General features: G+C 66.7%; 14 protein-coding genes. 7 read left to right on the forward strand and 7 right to left on the reverse strand.

Annotated elements, in window-relative coordinates; all coding sequences use genetic code 11:
* Nucleotides 1-199 precede the first annotated feature (199 nt).
* Together V8246_RS15460 and V8246_RS15465 are read left to right on the forward strand one after the other, a co-directional pair.
* Nucleotides 200-1,345, forward strand: coding sequence for an efflux RND transporter periplasmic adaptor subunit (locus V8246_RS15460; protein ID WP_336189998.1), 1,146 nt, complete (start codon nucleotides 200-202; stop codon nucleotides 1,343-1,345).
* A gap of 11 nt (nucleotides 1,346-1,356) precedes the next feature.
* Nucleotides 1,357-4,530, forward strand: coding sequence for an efflux RND transporter permease subunit (locus V8246_RS15465; protein ID WP_336189999.1), 3,174 nt, complete (start codon nucleotides 1,357-1,359; stop codon nucleotides 4,528-4,530).
* A 58-nt stretch (nucleotides 4,531-4,588) separates the two neighbouring features.
* On the opposite strand, the gene V8246_RS15470 is transcribed toward V8246_RS15465, so the two are convergent.
* Complete coding sequence (locus tag V8246_RS15470) at nucleotides 4,589-4,972, reverse strand: helix-turn-helix domain-containing protein (RefSeq protein ID WP_336190000.1); 384 nt, start codon at nucleotides 4,970-4,972, stop codon at nucleotides 4,589-4,591.
* Between the two features lie 126 nt (nucleotides 4,973-5,098).
* Here V8246_RS15470 and V8246_RS15475 point away from each other — a divergent pair, with 126 nt between their 5' ends.
* On the forward strand, nucleotides 5,099-5,995 hold the full coding sequence (locus tag V8246_RS15475; protein WP_336190001.1) for an SDR family oxidoreductase: 897 nt from the start codon (nucleotides 5,099-5,101) through the stop codon (nucleotides 5,993-5,995).
* Nucleotides 5,996-6,055: 60 nt separating this feature from the next.
* Here V8246_RS15475 and V8246_RS15480 read toward each other — a convergent pair whose 3' ends face one another.
* On the reverse strand, nucleotides 6,056-7,930 hold the full coding sequence (locus tag V8246_RS15480; RefSeq protein WP_336190002.1) for a DUF885 domain-containing protein: 1,875 nt from the start codon (nucleotides 7,928-7,930) through the stop codon (nucleotides 6,056-6,058).
* Between the two features lie 169 nt (nucleotides 7,931-8,099).
* Nucleotides 8,100-9,248, reverse strand: coding sequence for an acyl-CoA dehydrogenase family protein (locus V8246_RS15485; protein WP_336190003.1), 1,149 nt, complete (start codon nucleotides 9,246-9,248; stop codon nucleotides 8,100-8,102).
* Between the two features lie 129 nt (nucleotides 9,249-9,377).
* Between V8246_RS15485 and V8246_RS15490 the strand changes: the two genes are divergently transcribed.
* The 4 genes from V8246_RS15490 to V8246_RS15505 all read left to right on the forward strand — a co-directional run bounded on the left by V8246_RS15490 (nucleotide 9,378) and on the right by V8246_RS15505 (nucleotide 15,377).
* Nucleotides 9,378-10,307 (forward strand): metalloregulator ArsR/SmtB family transcription factor, encoded by a 930-nt coding sequence (locus tag V8246_RS15490; protein WP_336190004.1) that lies wholly within the window; start codon nucleotides 9,378-9,380, stop codon nucleotides 10,305-10,307.
* Nucleotides 10,304-11,389 carry a homocysteine S-methyltransferase family protein gene (locus V8246_RS15495; protein WP_336190005.1) on the forward strand — a complete coding sequence of 362 codons (1,086 nt, stop codon included), beginning with the start codon at nucleotides 10,304-10,306 and terminating at the stop codon, nucleotides 11,387-11,389. Before V8246_RS15490 ends, V8246_RS15495 begins: the two co-directional genes overlap by 4 nt.
* Nucleotides 11,386-14,073, forward strand: coding sequence for a methionine synthase (gene metH, locus V8246_RS15500; protein ID WP_336190006.1), 2,688 nt, complete (start codon nucleotides 11,386-11,388; stop codon nucleotides 14,071-14,073). The genes V8246_RS15495 and metH overlap by 4 nt, the downstream gene beginning before the upstream one ends.
* Nucleotides 14,074-14,192: 119 nt before the next feature.
* The gene (locus tag V8246_RS15505; RefSeq protein ID WP_336190007.1) at nucleotides 14,193-15,377 is read left to right on the forward strand and encodes an MFS transporter; all 1,185 of its coding nucleotides are present in this window, start codon (nucleotides 14,193-14,195) and stop codon (nucleotides 15,375-15,377) included.
* Nucleotides 15,378-15,396: 19 nt separating this feature from the next.
* Here the strand turns inward: V8246_RS15505 and V8246_RS15510 are convergent, their stop codons facing one another.
* Genes V8246_RS15510 through V8246_RS15525 form a run of 4 tightly spaced genes read right to left on the reverse strand, consistent with a single transcriptional unit; the run spans nucleotide 15,397 to nucleotide 18,345 of the window.
* Complete coding sequence (locus V8246_RS15510; RefSeq protein ID WP_336190008.1) at nucleotides 15,397-16,083, reverse strand: alpha/beta fold hydrolase; 687 nt, start codon at nucleotides 16,081-16,083, stop codon at nucleotides 15,397-15,399.
* 17 nt (nucleotides 16,084-16,100) lie between these two features.
* Nucleotides 16,101-16,730: a DUF2058 family protein gene (locus tag V8246_RS15515; RefSeq protein WP_336190009.1), complete on the reverse strand. Its 630-nt coding sequence runs from the start codon at nucleotides 16,728-16,730 to the stop codon at nucleotides 16,101-16,103.
* 36 nt (nucleotides 16,731-16,766) lie between these two features.
* Complete coding sequence (locus V8246_RS15520) at nucleotides 16,767-17,003, reverse strand: SlyX family protein (protein WP_162108815.1); 237 nt, start codon at nucleotides 17,001-17,003, stop codon at nucleotides 16,767-16,769.
* Nucleotides 16,993-18,345, reverse strand: a complete 1,353-nt coding sequence (locus V8246_RS15525; protein ID WP_336190010.1) for a UDP-glucose/GDP-mannose dehydrogenase family protein — start codon at nucleotides 18,343-18,345, stop codon at nucleotides 16,993-16,995. The genes V8246_RS15520 and V8246_RS15525 overlap by 11 nt, the downstream gene beginning before the upstream one ends.
* Nucleotides 18,346-18,387 lie beyond the last annotated feature (42 nt).

Consider the following 18,387-nt stretch of genomic DNA (forward strand, 5'->3'; position numbering starts at 1 on the left):
TGAACTGAAGGCGGCGCGGGCCGGGTAAACCATCCGCACTTCTAGCCGGCGTCTCAAATCGTGATAATCCGGCGCTTCACGCTGTCGAACCGGCCCCCGCCCGTTCGTCGCCCCGACGACCTCCCCTGACTGCCGAAGACCTCCCCCGATGACACGGAAAGACCCCAACGCACGGAAAACGCCCTCCACGACCAAGCGCATGATCCTGATGCTCGTGGGGGTGGCGGTGATCATTGGCGGCGTGTTCGCCGTCAAGTACATCATGGGCAAAGGCATGAACGACTTCTTCGACAACATGCCACAACCCGCCGCCACGGTGACCGACTGGACGGCGAAGGAAGAGGAATGGGTCGATGCGCAGCAGGCCGTGGGCACGTTCGTGGCCATCAACGGCACCGACGTCACCACCGAAGCCGGTGGTGTGGTGCGCAGCCTGTCCATTGATGTGGGCAAGCCGGTCAAGGCCGGCACCGTGCTGGCCCAGCTCAACACCGCCAATGAACTGGCCGTGCTGAAATCGCTGGAAGCCTCGGCCAAGCTGGCGGCGGTCCAGCGTGACCGCTGGCAGGCGCTCGCACGCGACAAGCTGGTCTCCCAGGCCGAAGCCGAAGAGCGCGCCACGGTGGCGGCGACTTCGCTGGCCCAGGTGGAGGCTCAGCGCGCGCTGATCGCGCAGAAGACCATCCGCGCGCCGTTCGACGGCGTGCTCGGCATCCGCAAAGTGAACCTGGGCCAGTTCATCAACCCGGGGGACGCCATCGTCAGCCTGCAGGCGCTGGATCCGATCTACCTGGATTTCACCCTGCCTGAGCGCCAGGCCGGCCAGGTGCTGCCCGGCACGGTCGTCCGGGCAACCGTGGACGCCCTGCCCGGCCAGGTATTCGAAGGCAAGGTGACCGCGGTCGAACCGCAGGTCGACCCGGCCACGCGCAACTTCAAGGTCCAGGCCACGCTCGACAACCCCGAGTACAACCTGCGCCCCGGCGCGTTCGCGCACGTCGGTTTCGATACTGGCGACAGCCGCAAGGTGGTGGTGGTGCCGCAGACCGCCATCAGCTTCAACCCCTACGGCAACGCCGTCTACGTGATCCAGGAAGTGCAGCGCGCCGAAGGCGAGAAGGATATGCAGGGCAAGCCCCTGACCGGCAAGAAGCTGGTGGTGCGCCAGCGCTTCGTGAAGACCGGCGCCACGCGGGGCGACCTGATCGCCGTCACCGAAGGCCTCAAGCCGGGGGAACGCGTCGCCACCAGCGGCCTGCTGAAGCTGCGCAATGATGCCGAGGTGGTCGTCAACAACAAGGTGCAGCCGGTCAGCGAGGCACAGCCGAAGCCCGAGAACCGCTGACGGAGCCCGGCATGAAATTCACCGACATCTTCATCAACAAGCCGGTGCTGGCGATCGTCGTCAGCCTCTTCATCCTGCTGTTCGGCCTGCGCTCGTTCACCGAATTGAACGTGCGCCAGTACCCCGAACTGCGCAACGCGGTGGTCAACATCAGCACCGTGTACTACGGCGCCGACGCGGACCTGATCCAGGGTTTCATCACGACGCCGCTGGAGCGGGAAGTCGCGAGCGCCGAGGGCATCGAGTACCTCAGCTCGACCAGCTCCGCCGGCGTCAGCCAGATCCAGGCCTACATCCGCCTGGACCAGGACCCGAACGAGGCGCTCACCCAGATCGCCGCCAAGGTCAACAAGATGCGCGGCCAGCTGCCACCGGAGTCGGAAGACCCGGTGATCGACCTGCAGCAGGGTCAGCAGATCGCGGCCATGTACGTGTCCTTCGCCAGCGAGACGCTGGACAACAACCAGATCACCGACTACCTGACCCGCGTGGTCCAGCCCAAACTGGTCACGGTGTCGGGCGTGCAGCGCGCCGACATCCTCGGCGCCGGCACGTTCGCCATGCGCGTCTGGCTGAAGCCCGACCGCATGACCGCCCTGCAGGTGACGGCCAGCGATGTGTCCAACGCCCTGTCGTCAAACAACGTGCTGGCAGCGGTGGGTTCCACGAAAGGCCAGATGGTCGCCATCGACATGACGGCCCGTACCGACCTGCGCAACGCCGACGAGTTCCGCCAGCTGATCATCCGCGAACAGAACGGCGCCATCGTGCGGCTCGGCGACGTGGCGGACGTGCAGCTGGGTTCGGAAAGCTACGGCACCTCGGTGCGCATCAACGGCGAGGCCGCCACGTTCATGGGCATCTTCGTGTCGCCGGACGCGAACTCGCTGGACGTCATCAAGAACGTGCGCACGCTGTGGGACAACGAGATCGTCCCGCAGCTGCCGGAGGGCATCAAGGCCACCATCCCGTACGACAGCACCGAACAGATCCAGGACGCCATCGACGAGGTGGTCAGCACCATCGTGGAAGCGGTGGTCATCGTGATCGTGGTGATCTTCCTGTTCCTGGGATCGCTGCGCAGCGTGCTGATCCCGGCGGTGACCGTGCCGCTGTCGCTGGTCGGCTCGCTGTTCCTGATGCTGCTGATGGGCTTCACCATCAACCTGCTGACCCTGCTGGCGATGGTGCTGGCGATCGGCATCGTGGTGGACGATGCCATCATCGTGCTGGAGAACATCCACCGCCACATCGAGGAGGGCATGTCGCCCTACGATGCGGCGATCAAGGGCGCACGGGAACTGGCCTGGCCGGTCGTGGCGATGACCACCACGCTGGTGGCCGTCTATCTGCCGATCGGCTTCCAGGGCGGCCTGACCGGGGTGTTGTTCACCGAGTTCGCCTTCACCCTTGCGGGCTCGGTGCTGCTGTCCGGCGTGATCGCGCTGACGCTCAGCCCGATGATGTGCGCCAAGATGCTCAAGCCCCACAGCGAGGGCGGCAAGGGCAAGCTGGAGAAATGGCTGGACACGCGTTTCGACAAGCTCAACGCCGGCTACCAGCGGCGCCTGCACGGCACCCTGGAAACGAAGTCGGTGGTCGGCGTGTTCGGCCTGCTGGTGCTGGTGTCGTGCGTGTTCCTGTACATCACCGCGCCCAAGGAGCCGGCGCCGCTGGAGGATGAAGGCTTCATCTTCTCGGTCGCCAGCGCGGACCCCTACTCCACCCTGGACTATGTGGAGCGCTACACCGAGGAGGTCACCCAGATCGCCAAGGGCGTGCCCGAGGTGCAGGACTATTTCCTGTTCAACGGCGGCTTCGGCGGCAGCGGCGGTGGCGCCAGCCCGATGGCGATGGCCGGCTTCGTGCTGAAGCCGTGGAGCGAGCGCGACCGTTCGACGAACGCGGTGCTCCAGCAGGAGCTGCAGCCGAAGATGAGCCAGGTCAGCGGCCTGAACATCTTCGCGCTGGTGCCCCCCTCGCTGCCGAGCGCCGGCGGCGACGGCGGTGGCGGCGAGTTCGTCATCGGCGGCGTGGGCGAGCTGAGCCAGCTGGCCGAACTGGCCGACCAGATCCTGATGAAGGCGATGGAGAGCAAACGCTTCATCTTCCTGGACAAGGACCTGAAGATCGACAAGCCGCGCATCGAGGTCAACATCGACCGCGACAAGGCGGCCAGCCTGGGCATCGACATGCGCACGCTGGCGGCCGACATGGCGGCCATGCTGTCCGGCGGCTACACCAACCGCTTCGCGATGCAGAACCGCTCGTACCTGGTGATCCCGCAGGTGCAGCGCAGCGACCGCCTCAATGCCAGCGACCTGGAGAACTACTACACCCGGACCCGCGACGGCGAGCTGATTCCGCTGTCCACCATCGTGACCCTGAAGGAGAGCGCGCAGCCGCAATCGCTCAAGCGCTTCCAGCAGCTGAACGCGGTGTCGATCACCTTCGCGCCGCGCCCCGGCGTGAGCAAGGGCGAGGCGCTCGCCATCCTCGACCAGGCGGCGAAGGAGGTATTGCCGCAGGGTTACTCGGTGGACTACGCCGGCGAGTCGCGCCAGTTCAAGCAGGAGGGCGCGGCGATGCTGGTGACGCTGGCATTGGCGCTGATCGTCATCTTCCTGGTGCTGTCGGCGCAGTTCGAGAGCTTCCGCGATGCGTTGATCATGCTGCTGACGGTCCCCATGGCCATCTGCGGCGCACTGCTGACGCTCAACGTGCTGGCACTGCTCAGCGGCATCCTGGGATTCATGCAGATCGAAGCGTTCCCGGGCATGAGCATCAACATCTATACCCAGGTAGGCCTGGTGACGCTGGTGGGCGTGATCTCCAAGCACGGCATCCTGATCGTGGAGTTCGCCAACAAGCTGCAGGTCGAGCGTGGCCTGTCCAAGCGCGAGGCCATCGAGGAGGCGGCGGCCATCCGCCTGCGCCCGGTGCTGATGACCACCGCGGCGCTGGTGTTCGCGATGATCCCGCTGCTGATCGCCAGCGGCCCGGGAGCGGCGTCCCGCTTCTCGATGGGCGTGGTGATCGCCTCGGGCATGACCATCGGTACGATGTTCACCCTGTTCGTGCTGCCGGCGTTCTACCTGTACCTGGCGCGCGATCATGCGCATGACCGCAAGGATGCCGAAGAGGCGGCGCCATCCCTGGAGGGTGAAGCTGCGCCCGGACACTGACCCGTCGTGCAGTCGATGCAATGAGAAAGCCCCGGCATGCCGGGGCTTTTTTTTCCGCCTACTTTGGCGCGTTCGCCACCGGCGCCACGTAGGCCTTGCGTGCGGCGCGGACCTCGTCGTGGTGAGCGGCTGCCCACTGGGCCAGCATCTCCACGCGCTCGAAGAAGGACTCGCCCAGCGGTGTCAGCGCGTAGTCCACGCGTGGCGGGACCGTAGGGAACACTTCGCGTCTGACCAGGCCGTCCTGCTCAAGGTGGCGCAGTGTCTGTGCGAGCATGCGTGGCGATATGTCCGCCACCCGCTTGCGGATTTCGGAGAAGCGCAGTGTCCCGGTCGCGAGTTCATGCAGCACCAGCACCGTCCAGCGGTCGCCGAGGCGATCCAGCACGTCGCGGATCGGGCAGTTCTCGACGAGGATCAGCGATTGGCGGTGCAGGGTCATGAAGGGCTCCGGGGTCGGTTACCGCGCAGTAACCGGGTTACTTCCAACGCCCTGCTTGTGGGCGCGAATGTCATTACTACCATAGGGTAACCAATGTCCTTTCCGTTACCAAGCCAAGGAGTTCCCATGTCCGCCCCCACCCTGCTCGTCACCGGCGCCTCCGGCCAACTTGGCCGCGCCGTCGTGCGCCACCTGCTGGACACCCTGAACATCGACCCGGCCCGCGTCATCGCCACCAGCCGCAAGCCTGAGGCGCTCGCCGAGCTCGCTGCTCGGGGCGTGGACGTACGCGCTGCGGATTTCGACCAGCCGGCCACGCTGGCCGCCGCCTTCGACGGCGCGGACCGAGTGCTGCTGGTCAGCACCGACGCCCTGCTGGAACCGGGCAAGCGCCTGGTGCAGCACCGCGCGGCCGTGCAGGCGGCGGTGGAAGCCCGGGTGAAGCATGTCGTCTACACCTCGCTGCCCTCGCCGGACACCTCGCACGTGTCGTTTGCGCCCGACCATCTGGGCACGGAACAGGCACTGGCGGCGTCAGGCCTGGGGTGGACGTTCCTGCGCAACGCCTGGTACGCCGAGAACCTGGCCTACGCGCTCCCGTCGGCGCTGGCATCGGGCGAATGGGTCACCGCCGCCGGTGCGGGGGGCGTCGCCTACATCGCACGCGAAGACCTGGCCCTTGCTGCCGCCGTCGCGCTCGCCTCCGACAGCAACGGGAACCGCACCTTCACGCTGACCGGCACCCAGGCGCTGAACGCACGCGAGATTGCCGCGAAAGTCAGTGCCGCCACGGACAAGCCGCTGACCGTCGTCGACGTCACGGCGGAACAGCTCGCCGACGGACTGCGCGCGCATGGCTTCCCGCCCGCGTTGGCGGACGTCTTCACCTCGTTCGATGTGGCCACGGCCGCGGGCGACCTGGCCGAGGTGACGGATGATTTCGCCACGCTGACCGGCCGCGCGCCGTCGACTTTCGATGCATGGCTTCCTGCGAACCTCGCCCTCCTCACCAAGGCGCACTGACCGCAGAAGCAGGAACCCCGGCCTAAGCCGGGGTTCGTGTCTGGCTGCACGGAAAACGGATCAGGCCTGCTTGGCCTTCTCCTTCGCAATCCACTGGTCCACGCGCCGCTCCAGCAGCGTCAGCGGCAGCGCGCCGCCGCCCAGCACGGTGTCGTGGAAGCCCTTGATGTCGAACTTCCCGCCCAGCTCGGCTTCCGCCTTCCGGCGCAGTTCCTGGATCTTGATCATGCCCACCTTGTAGCCGGTGGCCTGGCCAGGATTCGTCAGGTAACGCATCACCTCCGACTCGATCGCGGCACGCGGCACCGCGCTGTTGGCGTCGAAGTACTCCACCGCCTGCTGCTCGGTCCAGCCCTTGGCATGCAGGCCCGTATCCACCACCAGGCGGATGGCACGCCACATCTCCGAACTCAGGCGGCCGAATTCCGAATACGGATCCTGGTAGGTGCCCGGCATTTCCTTGGCCAGCCATTCCGCGTACAGGCCCCAGCCCTCGGCGTAGGCCGTAGTGTTGTACTGGGTGCGGAACTTCGGCACGCCCGTCAGCTCCTGGGCAATGGAGATCTGCATGTGGTGGCCCGGCAGACCCTCGTGGTAGGCGATGACTTCCAGCTCGGGCTTCGGCATCGCATTCATGTCGGACAGGTGGGCGTAGTAGATGCCCGGGCGCGAACCGTCCGGCGTGCCGGGGTAATAGTGCTGCGCGGCGCCGTCCTGTTCGCGGAACGCCTCCACGCGCTTCACCACCAGGTCCGCCTTCGGCAGCAGGCCGAAGTACTCCGGCAGCACCTTCTTGATGTTGTCGATGGCGCGCGTGGCGTCGTCGATATAGGCCTGACGGCCCGCATCGGTGTTGGGATACTTGAACTGCTTGTCGCTGTCGATGAAGGCGAAGAAGGCATCCAGGTCGCCCTTGAAGCCCACCTTGTCCTTCAGTGCCGTCATCTCGCCCTTGATGCGCTCCACTTCCTTCAGGCCCAGCGCATGGATCTCCTCGGCCGTCATGCCGGTGGTGGTCATCTGGCGCAGCTGGTACTCGTAGTAGGCCTTGCCGTTGGGGTGCGTGCTGCCCACACCGCTCGCGTTGACCGCAGCCTTCGGCAGCTCCTCTTCGCTCCATGCGATCACGCGATCATAGGCGGGCTTGAACTGCTCGAGCAGCGCCTTGCGGGCCTCGTCCTTCAGCGCGGTGGCGCGGGCGGCATCGATCTTGCCGGCCTTGACCAGCGCATCCACCTTGGCCTGGGCGTCGGCCCAGATCGCCGCGTCCTTGCCCGGCGAGAACGGTGCGCCGGTGATGACCTTCTTCGCCTGGTCGATGACGCCCTCGTAGGCGAACTTGGGCGGACGGATCCCCTGCGCGGCCGAGGCGCGCGCACGTTCCAGCAACTGGTCGAACGCGCGGCTGGTGGCGTTCAGGCGGGCGATGTAGGCGGTGTAGTCGGATTCCTCTTCCACCTTGTGGAAGCTGATCAGGAACGTGGGCCAGAAGCCCTGCGCGCCGTTCATCTGGTCGAAGGCGTAACCGTCCACCATGAACGGCAGGCCGTCGCGCGCGTTCTCGTACTGCAGCTTCCACAGGTCGTAGGACAGCTTGGCCTCGTCGTCGAGCTTGGCATAATCGAAGGTCTTCTCCATCTCTTCGACGCTGGCCTTTTGCCAGGCGACCTGGTCGCGCTGGGCCTGCTCGGACATGTCGTCGACCTGGTCGTACAGGTCCTTGCGGCCCTGGAAGGTCAGCTGGATCGGGCTGAACTTCAACTGTTCCTCGTACTTCTTGTCGAACCACTCGTTCAGCCGCTTGCTCTCGGCGGCGATATCGGCCGCAGAGGCCACCGGGGCCGCGGTGTCGGCAGCGCCGGCGGCCGGGGCATTGCCCTTGTCGCAGGCGGCGAGCGCCAGGGTGAGGGCACAGACGATCAGGGTTTTGCGCATCGGGGTCTCCAGGAGGAAAACGGGGGACGCACCCCCGCATCGGGCCACTCTAGCGGACGGTCGGCCCCGTGGTCCCATGACCAAAGACGGGGGTCGCATGTGGATGTGTCCCGGAACGAAGAACGCCGCCCTGGGGCGGCGTCCTTCTTCGGCGGTTGCGGGGTGGACCTCAGCGCAGGCCGGTCTCGTTGCGGGCGATCACCAGGCGCTGGATCTCGCTGGTGCCCTCGTAGATCTCGGTGATCTTGGCATCGCGGAAATAGCGCTCGATCGGCATTTCCTTCGAGTAGCCCATGCCGCCGTGGATCTGCAGCGCCTGATGGGTGATCCACATGGCCGCCTCGGAGGCGGTGAGCTTGGCGATGGCCGCTTCATTGCTGAAGCGCTGGCCCTGGCCCTTCACCCACGCCGCACGCAGCGTCAGCAGGGTGGCGGCGTCCAGCCTGCACTTCATGTCGGCGATCTTCGCCTGGGTCATCTGGAACGTACCGATCGGCGCACCGAACGCCTTGCGCTCCTTCACGTAGGCGATCGTGGCCTCGTAGGCGGCCCGCGCGATACCGATGGCCTGGCTGGCGATGCCGATACGGCCGGCATCCAGCACGCCCATGGCGATCTTGAAGCCCTCGCCTTCCTTGCCCAGCACGTCTTCCGGGCCCACCACGTAGTCGGTGAACTCGATCTCGCACGTCGCCGAAGCACGGATGCCCAGCTTCGGCTCGGTCTTGCCGCGATGAAAGCCGGCCTTCTCGGTGTCGATCATGAACGCGGTGATGCCGCGCGCGCCCTTGTCGGGTTCGCTCATGGCGAACAGCACGATGTACTTGGCCACCGGGCCGGAGGTGATCCAGCTCTTCTTGCCGTTGACGACGAAGCTGCCGTCGGCCTGTTTGATGGCGCGGCAACGCATCGCGGTGGCGTCGGAGCCCGACTGCGGTTCGGTCAGCGCGAAAGCGCCGATCTCGCGGCCCTCGGCGATGGCGCGCACGTACTTCTGCTTCTGCTCCTCGGTACCGAAGGTCAGGATGCCGTTGCAGAACAGCGAGTTGTTGACCGACATGATGGTCGAGTGCGCGGCATCGCCCGCGGCGATCTCGATCATGGCCAGCACGTAGGCGATCGGATCCATGCCCGCGCCACCGTATTCGGCGGGGACTTCGATGCCCATCAGGCCGTTTTCGCCCAGCAGGCGGATGTTCTCCAGCGGGAACTCGCCGGTCCTGTCGTGGTGCTCGGCGCTGGGACCGATCTTCTCCTGGGCGATCCGGCGCGCGACGTCCTGGATCATCAACTGCTCTTCGTTAAACGCGAAATCCACGGCTACCCCTCGACAGACAAACATTGAATACCAATTGTAACCCGCCACCATGCGTGGCCGTATGCCGTGGGTTGACCCGGCCGGGGGCAGACCGTCAAAATATCTCTATATCGCGATAGGAAGATATTTATGGATCTGGAAGCCTGGTCGACCCGGCTGAAGGTGTTCGCCGACGCCACCCGCGTCCGCCTGCTGGCCCTGCTGGCCCGCGAAGAGCTGACGGTGGCCGAACTGTCCGCCATCACCCAGCTGGCGCAGCCGCGCGTCTCCACCCATCTGGCCAAGCTCAAGGAAGCGGGTCTGGTGCGTGATCGCCGTGCGGGGGTCTCGGCTTACTATCGCTTCGACGAGGACAACCTGGACACGGTCCAGCGCGAGCTCTGGCGCAGCCTGCGCGACGGCAGCGACGATCCGCTGCTGCGCCAGGATGCCGAACGCGTGGCCGGCGTGCTGGCCAACCGCGCCGCCGACCAGAACTGGGCCGACAGCGTGGCCGGGGACATGGAACGCCACTACTCCCCGGGGCGCACCTGGGAGGCACTGGCGCGCACCGCCCTGCCCTTGCTGGAGACCGGCGACGTGCTGGACATCGCCTCCGGCGACGGCGTGCTGGCCGAGCTGCTGTCGCCGCATGCCAAGCGCTACATCTGCATCGACACCAGCGCCCGCGTCGTCGCGGCCGCCGGCGAGCGGCTGCGTCGTTTCCCCAACGTGGAAGTCCGCGAGGGGGACATGCATGCCTTGCCGTTCAAGGACGCCAGTTTCGATCTGGTCGTGCTGATGCATGCGCTCACCTATTCGACCAAACCGGCGCAGGCCGTGGCGGAAGCCGCGCGCGTGCTGCGCCGGGGTGGCCGCCTGCTGCTGAGCAGCCTGGCCAAGCATGAGCACCGCTCGGTCGTGGAAGCCTACGGCCACGTCAACCTGGGTTTCACGGAGAAGGAACTGCGCAAGTTCGCCGAGAAGGCGGGGCTGGAGATCGCCAACGCCGAAACCGTCACCCGTGAGCGCCGTCCGCCCCATTTCGAAGTGCTTTCGTTGACCGCGGTGAAGCCATGAAGACCCTCCCCTGGTTGCACCCCGACCGCGCCGGACTGCTGCTCGACGCCCTGCAAGAACGCATCCTGGTCATCGACGGCGCCATGGGCACGATGATCCAGCGCCACGGCCTGCAGGAAGCCGATTACCGCGGCGAGCGCTTCGCCAACGGCTGCGATGCGCAACATGCGCATGCACACGGCCCGGGTTGCGACCACGACCTCAAGGGCAACAACGACCTGCTGCTGCTCACCAAGCCGGACGTCATCGCCGGCGTGCACACCGCCTACCTCGAGGCGGGCGCGGACCTGGTGGAGACCAACACCTTCAACGCAACGTCCATCAGCCAGGCCGACTACCACCTCGAACACCTGGTGTACGAGCTGAACAAGGCCGGCGCACAGGTCGCACGGGCGTGCTGCGACGCCGTCGAGGCCACGACCCCCGACAAGCCGCGCTTCGTGATCGGCGTGCTGGGCCCGACCAGCCGTACCGCGTCGATCAGCCCGGACGTCAACGACCCCGGTTTCCGCAACACCAGTTTCGACGAACTGCGCGGCACCTACCGCGAGGCCATCGAAGGCCTGATCGACGGCGGCGCCGACACCCTGATGGTCGAGACGATCTTCGACACGCTCAACGCGAAAGCCGCGCTGTATGCCATCGAGGAAGTGTTCGAGGCGCGCGGTGGGCGCCTGCCGGTGATGATTTCCGGCACCATCACCGACGCGTCGGGACGCACACTCTCGGGCCAGACCGCCGAGGCGTTCTACACGTCTGTGGCGCACGGCCGCCCCCTGTCGGTGGGGCTGAACTGCGCGCTGGGCGCCAGGGATCTGCGCGAGCACGTGGAGACGCTGGCCACGGTGGCCGATGCCTACGTCAGCGCGCATCCCAACGCCGGCCTGCCCAACGCTTTCGGCGAGTACGACGAGACGCCGGAAGAGATGGCGGCCACGCTGAAAGAGTTTGCCCAGTCCGGCCTGCTCAACCTGGTCGGAGGCTGCTGCGGCACCACGCCCGCCCACATCCGGGCCATCGCCGAAGCCGTCGCTGGCCTGCCGCCGCGGCGACTGCCCGCCCGCGTGGAGCAGGCCGCATGAGCGCGGCCACACGCCACACGCGGCTGTCGGGCCTGGAGCCGCTGGTCATCACGCCGGACGTGCTGTTCGTCAACGTGGGTGAGCGCACCAACGTCACCGGCAGCGCGCAGTTCCGCAAGTTGATCAAGGAAGAACGCTACGAGGAAGCCGTCGAGGTCGCCCGCCAGCAGGTCGCCAACGGCGCCCAGATCCTCGATGTGAACATGGACGAGGGCCTGATCGATTCCGAGAAGGCGATGGTCCGCTTCCTCAACCTGATCGCCTCCGAGCCGGACATCGCGCGCATCCCGGTGATGGTGGACTCCTCCAAGTGGAGCGTGATCGAGGCCGGCCTGAAGTGCCTGCAGGGCAAGGGCGTGGTCAATTCGATCTCGCTGAAGGAAGGCCAAGAAGCCTTCATCGAACAAGCCCGCAAGGTACTGCGCTACGGCGCTGCGGCCGTGGTCATGGCCTTCGACGAGACCGGCCAGGCGGACACTTGCGCACGCAAGGTCGAGATCTGCACGCGCGCTTACCGCATCCTCACCGAAGAGGTGGGCTTCCCGCCGGAAGACATCATCTTCGACCCCAACATCTTCGCCGTCGCCACCGGCATCGAGGAGCACGACAACTACGCCGTGGACTTCATCGAAGCCACGCGCATCATCAAGCGGACGCTGCCGCACTGCCATGTGTCCGGCGGCGTCTCGAACGTGTCGTTCTCCTTCCGGGGCAACGAGCCGGTCCGCGCGGCGATCCACTCGGTATTCCTGTACCACGCCATCCAGGCGGGCATGGACATGGGCATCGTCAATGCCGGCGGCCTGCCTGTCTACGACGATCTGGACCCGGAACTGCGCGAGCGGGTCGAAGACGTGATCCTCAACCGCCGCAAGGACGCCACCGAACGGCTGTTGGAGATCGCCGACCGCTACAAGGGCAGGAAGGGCGAGGCGCCGGTCGAGAACCTGGCCTGGCGCGAGAAGCCGGTGCGCGAGCGCCTGGCGCACGCACTGGTGCACGGCATCGATGCCTTCGTCGACGAAGACACCGAGGAAGCACGCCGACAGGCCGCGCGTCCGCTGGACGTCATCGAAGGTCCGCTGATGGACGGCATGAACGTGGTCGGCGATCTGTTCGGCGCCGGCAAGATGTTCCTGCCGCAGGTGGTGAAGTCCGCGCGCGTGATGAAGAAGGCGGTCGCCTACCTGCTGCCCTTCATCGAGGCCGAGAAGCTGCGGACCGGCGATGTGGGCAAGTCCAACGGCAAGATCGTCATGGCCACGGTCAAGGGCGACGTGCACGACATCGGCAAGAACATCGTCGGCGTGGTGCTGGCCTGCAACAACTTCGACGTCGTCGACCTGGGCGTCATGGTGCCCACGCAGAAGATCCTGGATACCGCACGCGCCGAGAATGCCGACCTGATCGGCCTGTCCGGACTGATCACGCCGTCGCTGGAGGAAATGACCCATGTCGCGCGCGAGATGCAGCGCCAGGGCTTCGATATGCCGCTGCTGATCGGTGGCGCGACCACCTCGCGCGCGCACACGGCGCTGAAGATCGACCCCCACTACCAAGCGCCCACCGTCTGGGTGAAGGACGCCTCGCGCGCGGTCGGCGTGGCCCAATCGCTGATCTCGCGCGACATGCGCGCCGCCTTCGTGGCCGCCAACGACGCCGACTACGCCGAGATCCGCGAACGCCACAGGAACCGCGGCGACGCCAAGCGGCTGGTGTCGCTGGAAAAGGCGCGTGGGCAGAAGTTCGATGGCGGCTGGTCCGACTACACGCCGCCCGCGCCGCGCCAGCCCGGGCTGCACGTGTTCGACGACTACCCGCTCGGCGAACTGGTGGACTGCATCGACTGGACGCCGTTCTTCAATGCCTGGGAACTGTTCGGCAAGTATCCGGCGATCCTGACCGACGACGTGGTCGGCGCGCAGGCCAGCGAGCTGTACCGGGATGCGAGGGCGATGCTGGCGAAGATCGTCGACGAACGATGGCTGACGGCGAAGGCGGTGTTCGGCCTGTGGCCGGCCCAAAGCATCGGCGACGACGTCGAACTGGCGGTCGACGGACGCAGCGAGCGCCTGCACTTCCTGCGCCAGCAGGTCGACAAACCGGTCGAACGCCCGGACTTCTGCCTGGCCGACTTCATCGCCCCGAAGGACTCCGGCCGGCAGGACTGGATCGGCATGTTCGCCGTCACCGCCGGCATCGGCATCGACGCGCACGTGGCCCGCTTCGAGGCCGACCACGACGACTACAACGCCATCCTGCTCAAGGCCCTGGCCGACCGCCTGGCTGAGGCCCTGGCCGAACGCCTGCACCAGCGCGTGCGCACCGAGTTCTGGGGCTACGTCGCCGACGAAGCACTCGACAACGAAGCACTGATCGCAGAGAAGTACATCGGCATCCGCCCGGCACCCGGCTATCCGGCCTGCCCGGAGCACAGCGAGAAGGCCACGCTGTTCCGCCTGCTGGATGCGGGCAGTCATGCCGGCATGTCGTTGACGGAAAGCTTCGCGATGCTGCCCACCGCCGCCGTGTCCGGCTATTACTTCAGCCATCCGCAGAGCCAATACTTCGTGGTGGGTCGGGTGTCGAAGGAGCAGGTGGCGGACTATGCCAGGCGCAAGGGCGTGGAGGTCGCGCACGTGGAGCGCTGGCTGGCCTCGAACCTGGACTACGATCCGGAATGAGGCGGCGCGCGTCCGGCTAGAATGCGCCACCTTCTCCGTGGTCGTCCCGCCATGCCGTCGCCTCTCCCCCGCCGCCCCCTCCGGATGACGTCCGCAGCGGCGTCCGCGGACGGGGCACCATGAACGCGACGACTGGCATGTCGGGCTATCCCGCCGTGCGGCTGTCCAGCTTCTATTTCTTCTACTACGCCGTACTGGGTGCGTTCACCCCGTACTGGAGCCTGTACCTGGAATCGCGCGGGCTGGGCGTCACCGCCATCAGCGTGTTGATGAGCCTGTGGTACGCCACGCGCATCCTCTCGCCCTCGTTGTGGACGACGCTGGCCGCGCGCTCGCCGCATCCGATCCGCTGGCTGCACCTGGGGTGCGCGCTGGCCGTGGGCAGCTTTGCGCTGTTCCTGCTGCCCTGGAATTACGTGGGCCTGTTCGTCGTGATGACGGCGTTCTGCTTCGCCTACAACGCCGTCATGCCGCAGTTCGAGTCGATCACCATGTCGCACCTGGCGGCGCGCAGCGATCGCTACGGCCTGATCCGCGTATGGGGATCGATCGGCTTCATCGTGGTCGTGGCCTCGTTCGGCTGGCTGATCGATGCAAGGCGGCTCGGCATCGGCGCCCTGCCCTGGCTGATGCTGCCCGTGCTGGCGGCCGTGCTGGGTTCGGCGCTGATCAACCGGTACGCGCACGACCCGGACGCGCCGCGGACGGCAGCGGACGAAGGCTTCCGCGCGCGCCTGCGTCAACCCCGCGTCATCACGTTCTTCGTCGCCGCATTCCTCACCCAGGTATCGTTCGGTCCGTTCTACACGTTCTTCTCGATCTATCTTTCCGAACACGGCTACAGCACCGGAACGCAGGGCGTGCTGTGGACCGTGGGCGTGCTGGCCGAGATCGCAGTGTTCTTCCTCTCCAGCCGCATCTTCCGTCGCTGGGACGCTTCGCGCGTGCTGATGTTCGCCCTGCTCAGCGCATCCGTCCGTTGGCTGATGACGGCGCTGTTTCCCGACCACACGCCGCTGATGGTGTTGGCCCAGCTGACCCATGCGCTGAATTTCGGCGCGTTCTTCGCGGCCGCCATGCAGCTGCTGGTGCGGTTCTTCCCGGGTCGCCTCAACGGCCATGGCCAAGGCGTGTTCTATGGACTGTCGTCCGGCGTCGGCGGCGTGTGCGGTGCACTGCTGGCGGGGCAGCTGTGGCGCTTCAGCGGCGAGACCGCCTTCATGGCCTCGTCGGCCATCGCCCTGCTTGCCGCGGTCATCGTGTGGCGGTGGCTGGTGCGTCAGGCGCCTCCCCGCATCGCCTGACGCAAGTGGATCGGTCGATTCATCGGAGCTGACTGAGGAAGCGTCGGATCGCCGCCGCGGCTTCTACGGGAGCGAGCTGAAACAGGAAGTGGGGGGCCGGGATCGTCTGCCACCGTGCGCGGCGCGCCAGACGCACGATGTCGCATCCCGCACGGGGCCGGATCAACCGGTCGTGCCCGGCCTGCAGATAGAGCAGCGGCATGGTCAGGCCGGCGAGTTCATCACGTACGTCCACCCGCAGGGCAGCCAGCGCGCGACGCCGCAGCACATCCACCGGTATCGCGTCGAGGATAAGGTCCAGTTCTTTACGCAGGTCCGGCGGCATGCCTTCGCCTGCCAGCAGGCGCTCAAGCGCGAATGCCGGTGGCGCGATGGCCGGCATCCGCTGCAGCACGTTGGCCAACAGGGCGCTGACCGGAAGCGGGTTGTGCACGAAGCTGGCCGCCAGCACGACGGCCCTTACCCGCGCAGGGTGCCGGTGCGCCAGCATCACCGCCAGCGGTCCGGCGAAGGACTCGGCCACCAGCACGACATCCGCATGGCGCTGCATTGTGGGCCCGAACGCATCGGCCAGCGCGGCATAGCTGTGGAAATGGCCGCTGTCGTACGTCCATGGCTCGACCTCGACCGCATCGCCAAACGCCTGAATCAACGGCGCATACAGACGACCGGTGCCATCCAGCCCCGGCAAAAGGCACAGGCGCATGCCGTCGCCCGGCCGGGTCACCACACCAGGTCGTCGGGTACCTGGTATTTCGGATCCGCGTAGGGGTCTTCCTCGGCGGTCGCGTTCGGGTCGACCTTCAGCGCCACCGCCGCTGCGAAGATCGCTTCGGCTTCGGCCAGCACGGCGGACGTCACCAGCAGATAGCGTCCATTCTGCTGCACCACGCCCAGCTCGCCGGCGTTGAGGGCTTTCAGCTGCTCGGCGTTGACGTAGATGCGCTTGATCTTGCCACCGTAGGGGAAATGCCGGGCGATGTCGGCCTCGGCATCGTTCAGCGCCTTGTCCTTCAGGAAGGCCACTAGCCTGGCCTTCGCCTCGCGACGCAGGCGGGCCTCCTCCTGCTTCACGCGCTCGGCCTCGATCCGCTCCTCCTTCTCGCGCTGGGCGCGGATGGCGTACGCCTTCGCCAGATCGATCTCTTCCTGCGAACGCGGCTTGCGCGCCTGTCCCTGCGACGATCGGGGCTTGCCGCCCGGGCCGCTGCGCGGGGCGGGAGCGGCACCCTTGCCGGACGGACGCGGACCGGGCCTGCGTACGTCGGGCTTGCGCGCATCCGGCTTGCGTTCGGGCTTGGGCGCAGGCTTGAAGCCCAGGCCGAGCAACTGGTCTCGAAGGGAATCGGTCATGGCGGGTTCGTGGGGGCGTGCCGTGGCGGCAGCGTATCAATAATGGGGCGGCGGCGGCTCGCTGGCCGGGTCTTCGAACAGCGAGGTCCGCACCTTGCCCAGCTCTTCCACCATGTGCCGCAAGAGCAGCGCCGTACGCTGGTTCTCGGCGCGCGCGTCGGCCAGGGCCTCGCTGAGTTCGTTCAGCGAGTGCTCCTGGAACGCAAGACGGGTTTCCAGTTCCACCAGTCGGCGTTCCAGTGCATCGCCCTGTCGTGTCGGCTCAGCCTGCATGCACGGACCTCCCGCGCCCGATCCCGTAGTACGCGATGCCCGCGGCCTCCACCTCGACCGGGTCGTAGAGATTGCGGCCATCGAAGATCACCGCGTCGCCCAGCGCATCGCGCAAGCGGACGAAATCCGGGCTGCGGAACTGTTTCCACTCGGTCACCACGAACAGCGCATCGGCGCCTTCCAGCGCGGCGTACGCATCCCGGCACAGCACCAGGTCGTCGCGTTCGCCGAAGATGCGCGACGCCTCCTCGTGGGCTTCGGGGTCGTAGGCGCGCACGCGCGCACCGGCCTCCCACAGCTCGGACAGCAGCCTGCGGCTGCTGGCTTCGCGCATGTCGTCGGTATTGGGCTTGAACGCCAGCCCCCACACCGCAAAGGTCTTGCCGCGCACGCCTTCGTCCTCGCCGCGCTCGTAGTGGCGCTGCAGCAGCTCGAAAAGATGGCCCTTCTGGCGATCGTTGACGCCTTCGACCGCCAGCAGGAGCTCGGGCGCATAGCCGTGCTGCTGCGCGGTGCGCGCCAGCGCCTGGACGTCCTTCGGGAAGCAGGAACCGCCGTAGCCGGCGCCCGGGTAGATGAAATGCCAGCCGATGCGCGGGTCGGAACCGATGCCCTGACGCACATGCTCCACGTCCGCCCCCACGCGTTCGGCGATGTTGGCGATCTCGTTCATGAAACTGATCTTGGTGGCCAGCATCGCGTTGGCCGCGTACTTGGTCAGTTCGGCCGAACGCACGTCCATGACCACGATGCGTTCGTGGTTGCGGTTGAACGGCGCGTACAGGCGCCGCAGCCGCTCGACCGCCTGCGGGTGCGCCGCTCCGATCACGATACGGTCCGGACGCATGCAGTCGTTGACCGCATCGCCTTCCTTCAGGAACTCGGGGTTGGACACCACGTCGAAGGCGACATCCGCGCCGCGCGCGGCCAGTTCGACCTCGATCGCGGCGCGCACCTTGTCGGCCGTCCCCACCGGCACGGTGGACTTGTTCACCACCGTGCACGCGCGCCCGATGTGGCGGCCGATCGTACTTGCCACCGCCAGCACGTACTGCAGGTCGGCGCTGCCATCCTCGTCGGGCGGCGTCCCCACCGCGATGAAGATCACGTCGCCATGGGCGATGGCCGACGCGGCATCGGTGGTGAACCGCAAGCGTCCCGCGGCATGGTTGGCCTTGACCATGGGCGACAGGCCAGGTTCGTAGATCGGCACGATCCCCTGGTTGAGTCCTTCCACCTTGACCGGATCGATATCGACGCAGATCACGTCGTGACCGACCTCCGCCAGGCAGGTGCCCGTCACCAGACCCACGTAACCCGTGCCGAAGATTGCGACGCGCATCTGCTGACTTCCTGCCCTTGGGAACCGTGATTGGATCGAAGG

Source organism: Pseudoxanthomonas sp. F11 (assembly GCF_037046485.1).
GTDB lineage: Bacteria > Pseudomonadota > Gammaproteobacteria > Xanthomonadales > Xanthomonadaceae > Pseudoxanthomonas_A.

Bases quoted from the DNA above. Each gene is read 5' to 3' on its own strand.
- V8246_RS15465 (WP_336189999.1), top strand. From the start codon at position 1,357: ATGAAATTCACCGACATCTTCATCAACAAGCCGGTGCTGGCGATCGTC.
- V8246_RS15480 (WP_336190002.1), bottom strand. From the start codon at position 7,930: ATGCGCAAAACCCTGATCGTCTGTGCCCTCACCCTGGCGCTCGCCGCC.
- V8246_RS15510 (WP_336190008.1), bottom strand. From the start codon at position 16,083: ATGCGCCTGTGCCTTTTGCCGGGGCTGGATGGCACCGGTCGTCTGTAT.
- V8246_RS15475 (WP_336190001.1), top strand. From the start codon at position 5,099: ATGTCCGCCCCCACCCTGCTCGTCACCGGCGCCTCCGGCCAACTTGGC.
- metH (WP_336190006.1), top strand. From the start codon at position 11,386: ATGAGCGCGGCCACACGCCACACGCGGCTGTCGGGCCTGGAGCCGCTG.
- V8246_RS15490 (WP_336190004.1), top strand. From the start codon at position 9,378: ATGGATCTGGAAGCCTGGTCGACCCGGCTGAAGGTGTTCGCCGACGCC.
- V8246_RS15495 (WP_336190005.1), top strand. From the start codon at position 10,304: ATGAAGACCCTCCCCTGGTTGCACCCCGACCGCGCCGGACTGCTGCTC.
- V8246_RS15505 (WP_336190007.1), top strand. From the start codon at position 14,193: ATGAACGCGACGACTGGCATGTCGGGCTATCCCGCCGTGCGGCTGTCC.
- V8246_RS15515 (WP_336190009.1), bottom strand. From the start codon at position 16,730: ATGACCGATTCCCTTCGAGACCAGTTGCTCGGCCTGGGCTTCAAGCCT.
- V8246_RS15520 (WP_162108815.1), bottom strand. From the start codon at position 17,003: ATGCAGGCTGAGCCGACACGACAGGGCGATGCACTGGAACGCCGACTG.
- V8246_RS15460 (WP_336189998.1), top strand. From the start codon at position 200: ATGATCCTGATGCTCGTGGGGGTGGCGGTGATCATTGGCGGCGTGTTC.
- V8246_RS15525 (WP_336190010.1), bottom strand. From the start codon at position 18,345: ATGCGCGTCGCAATCTTCGGCACGGGTTACGTGGGTCTGGTGACGGGC.
- V8246_RS15470 (WP_336190000.1), bottom strand. From the start codon at position 4,972: ATGACCCTGCACCGCCAATCGCTGATCCTCGTCGAGAACTGCCCGATC.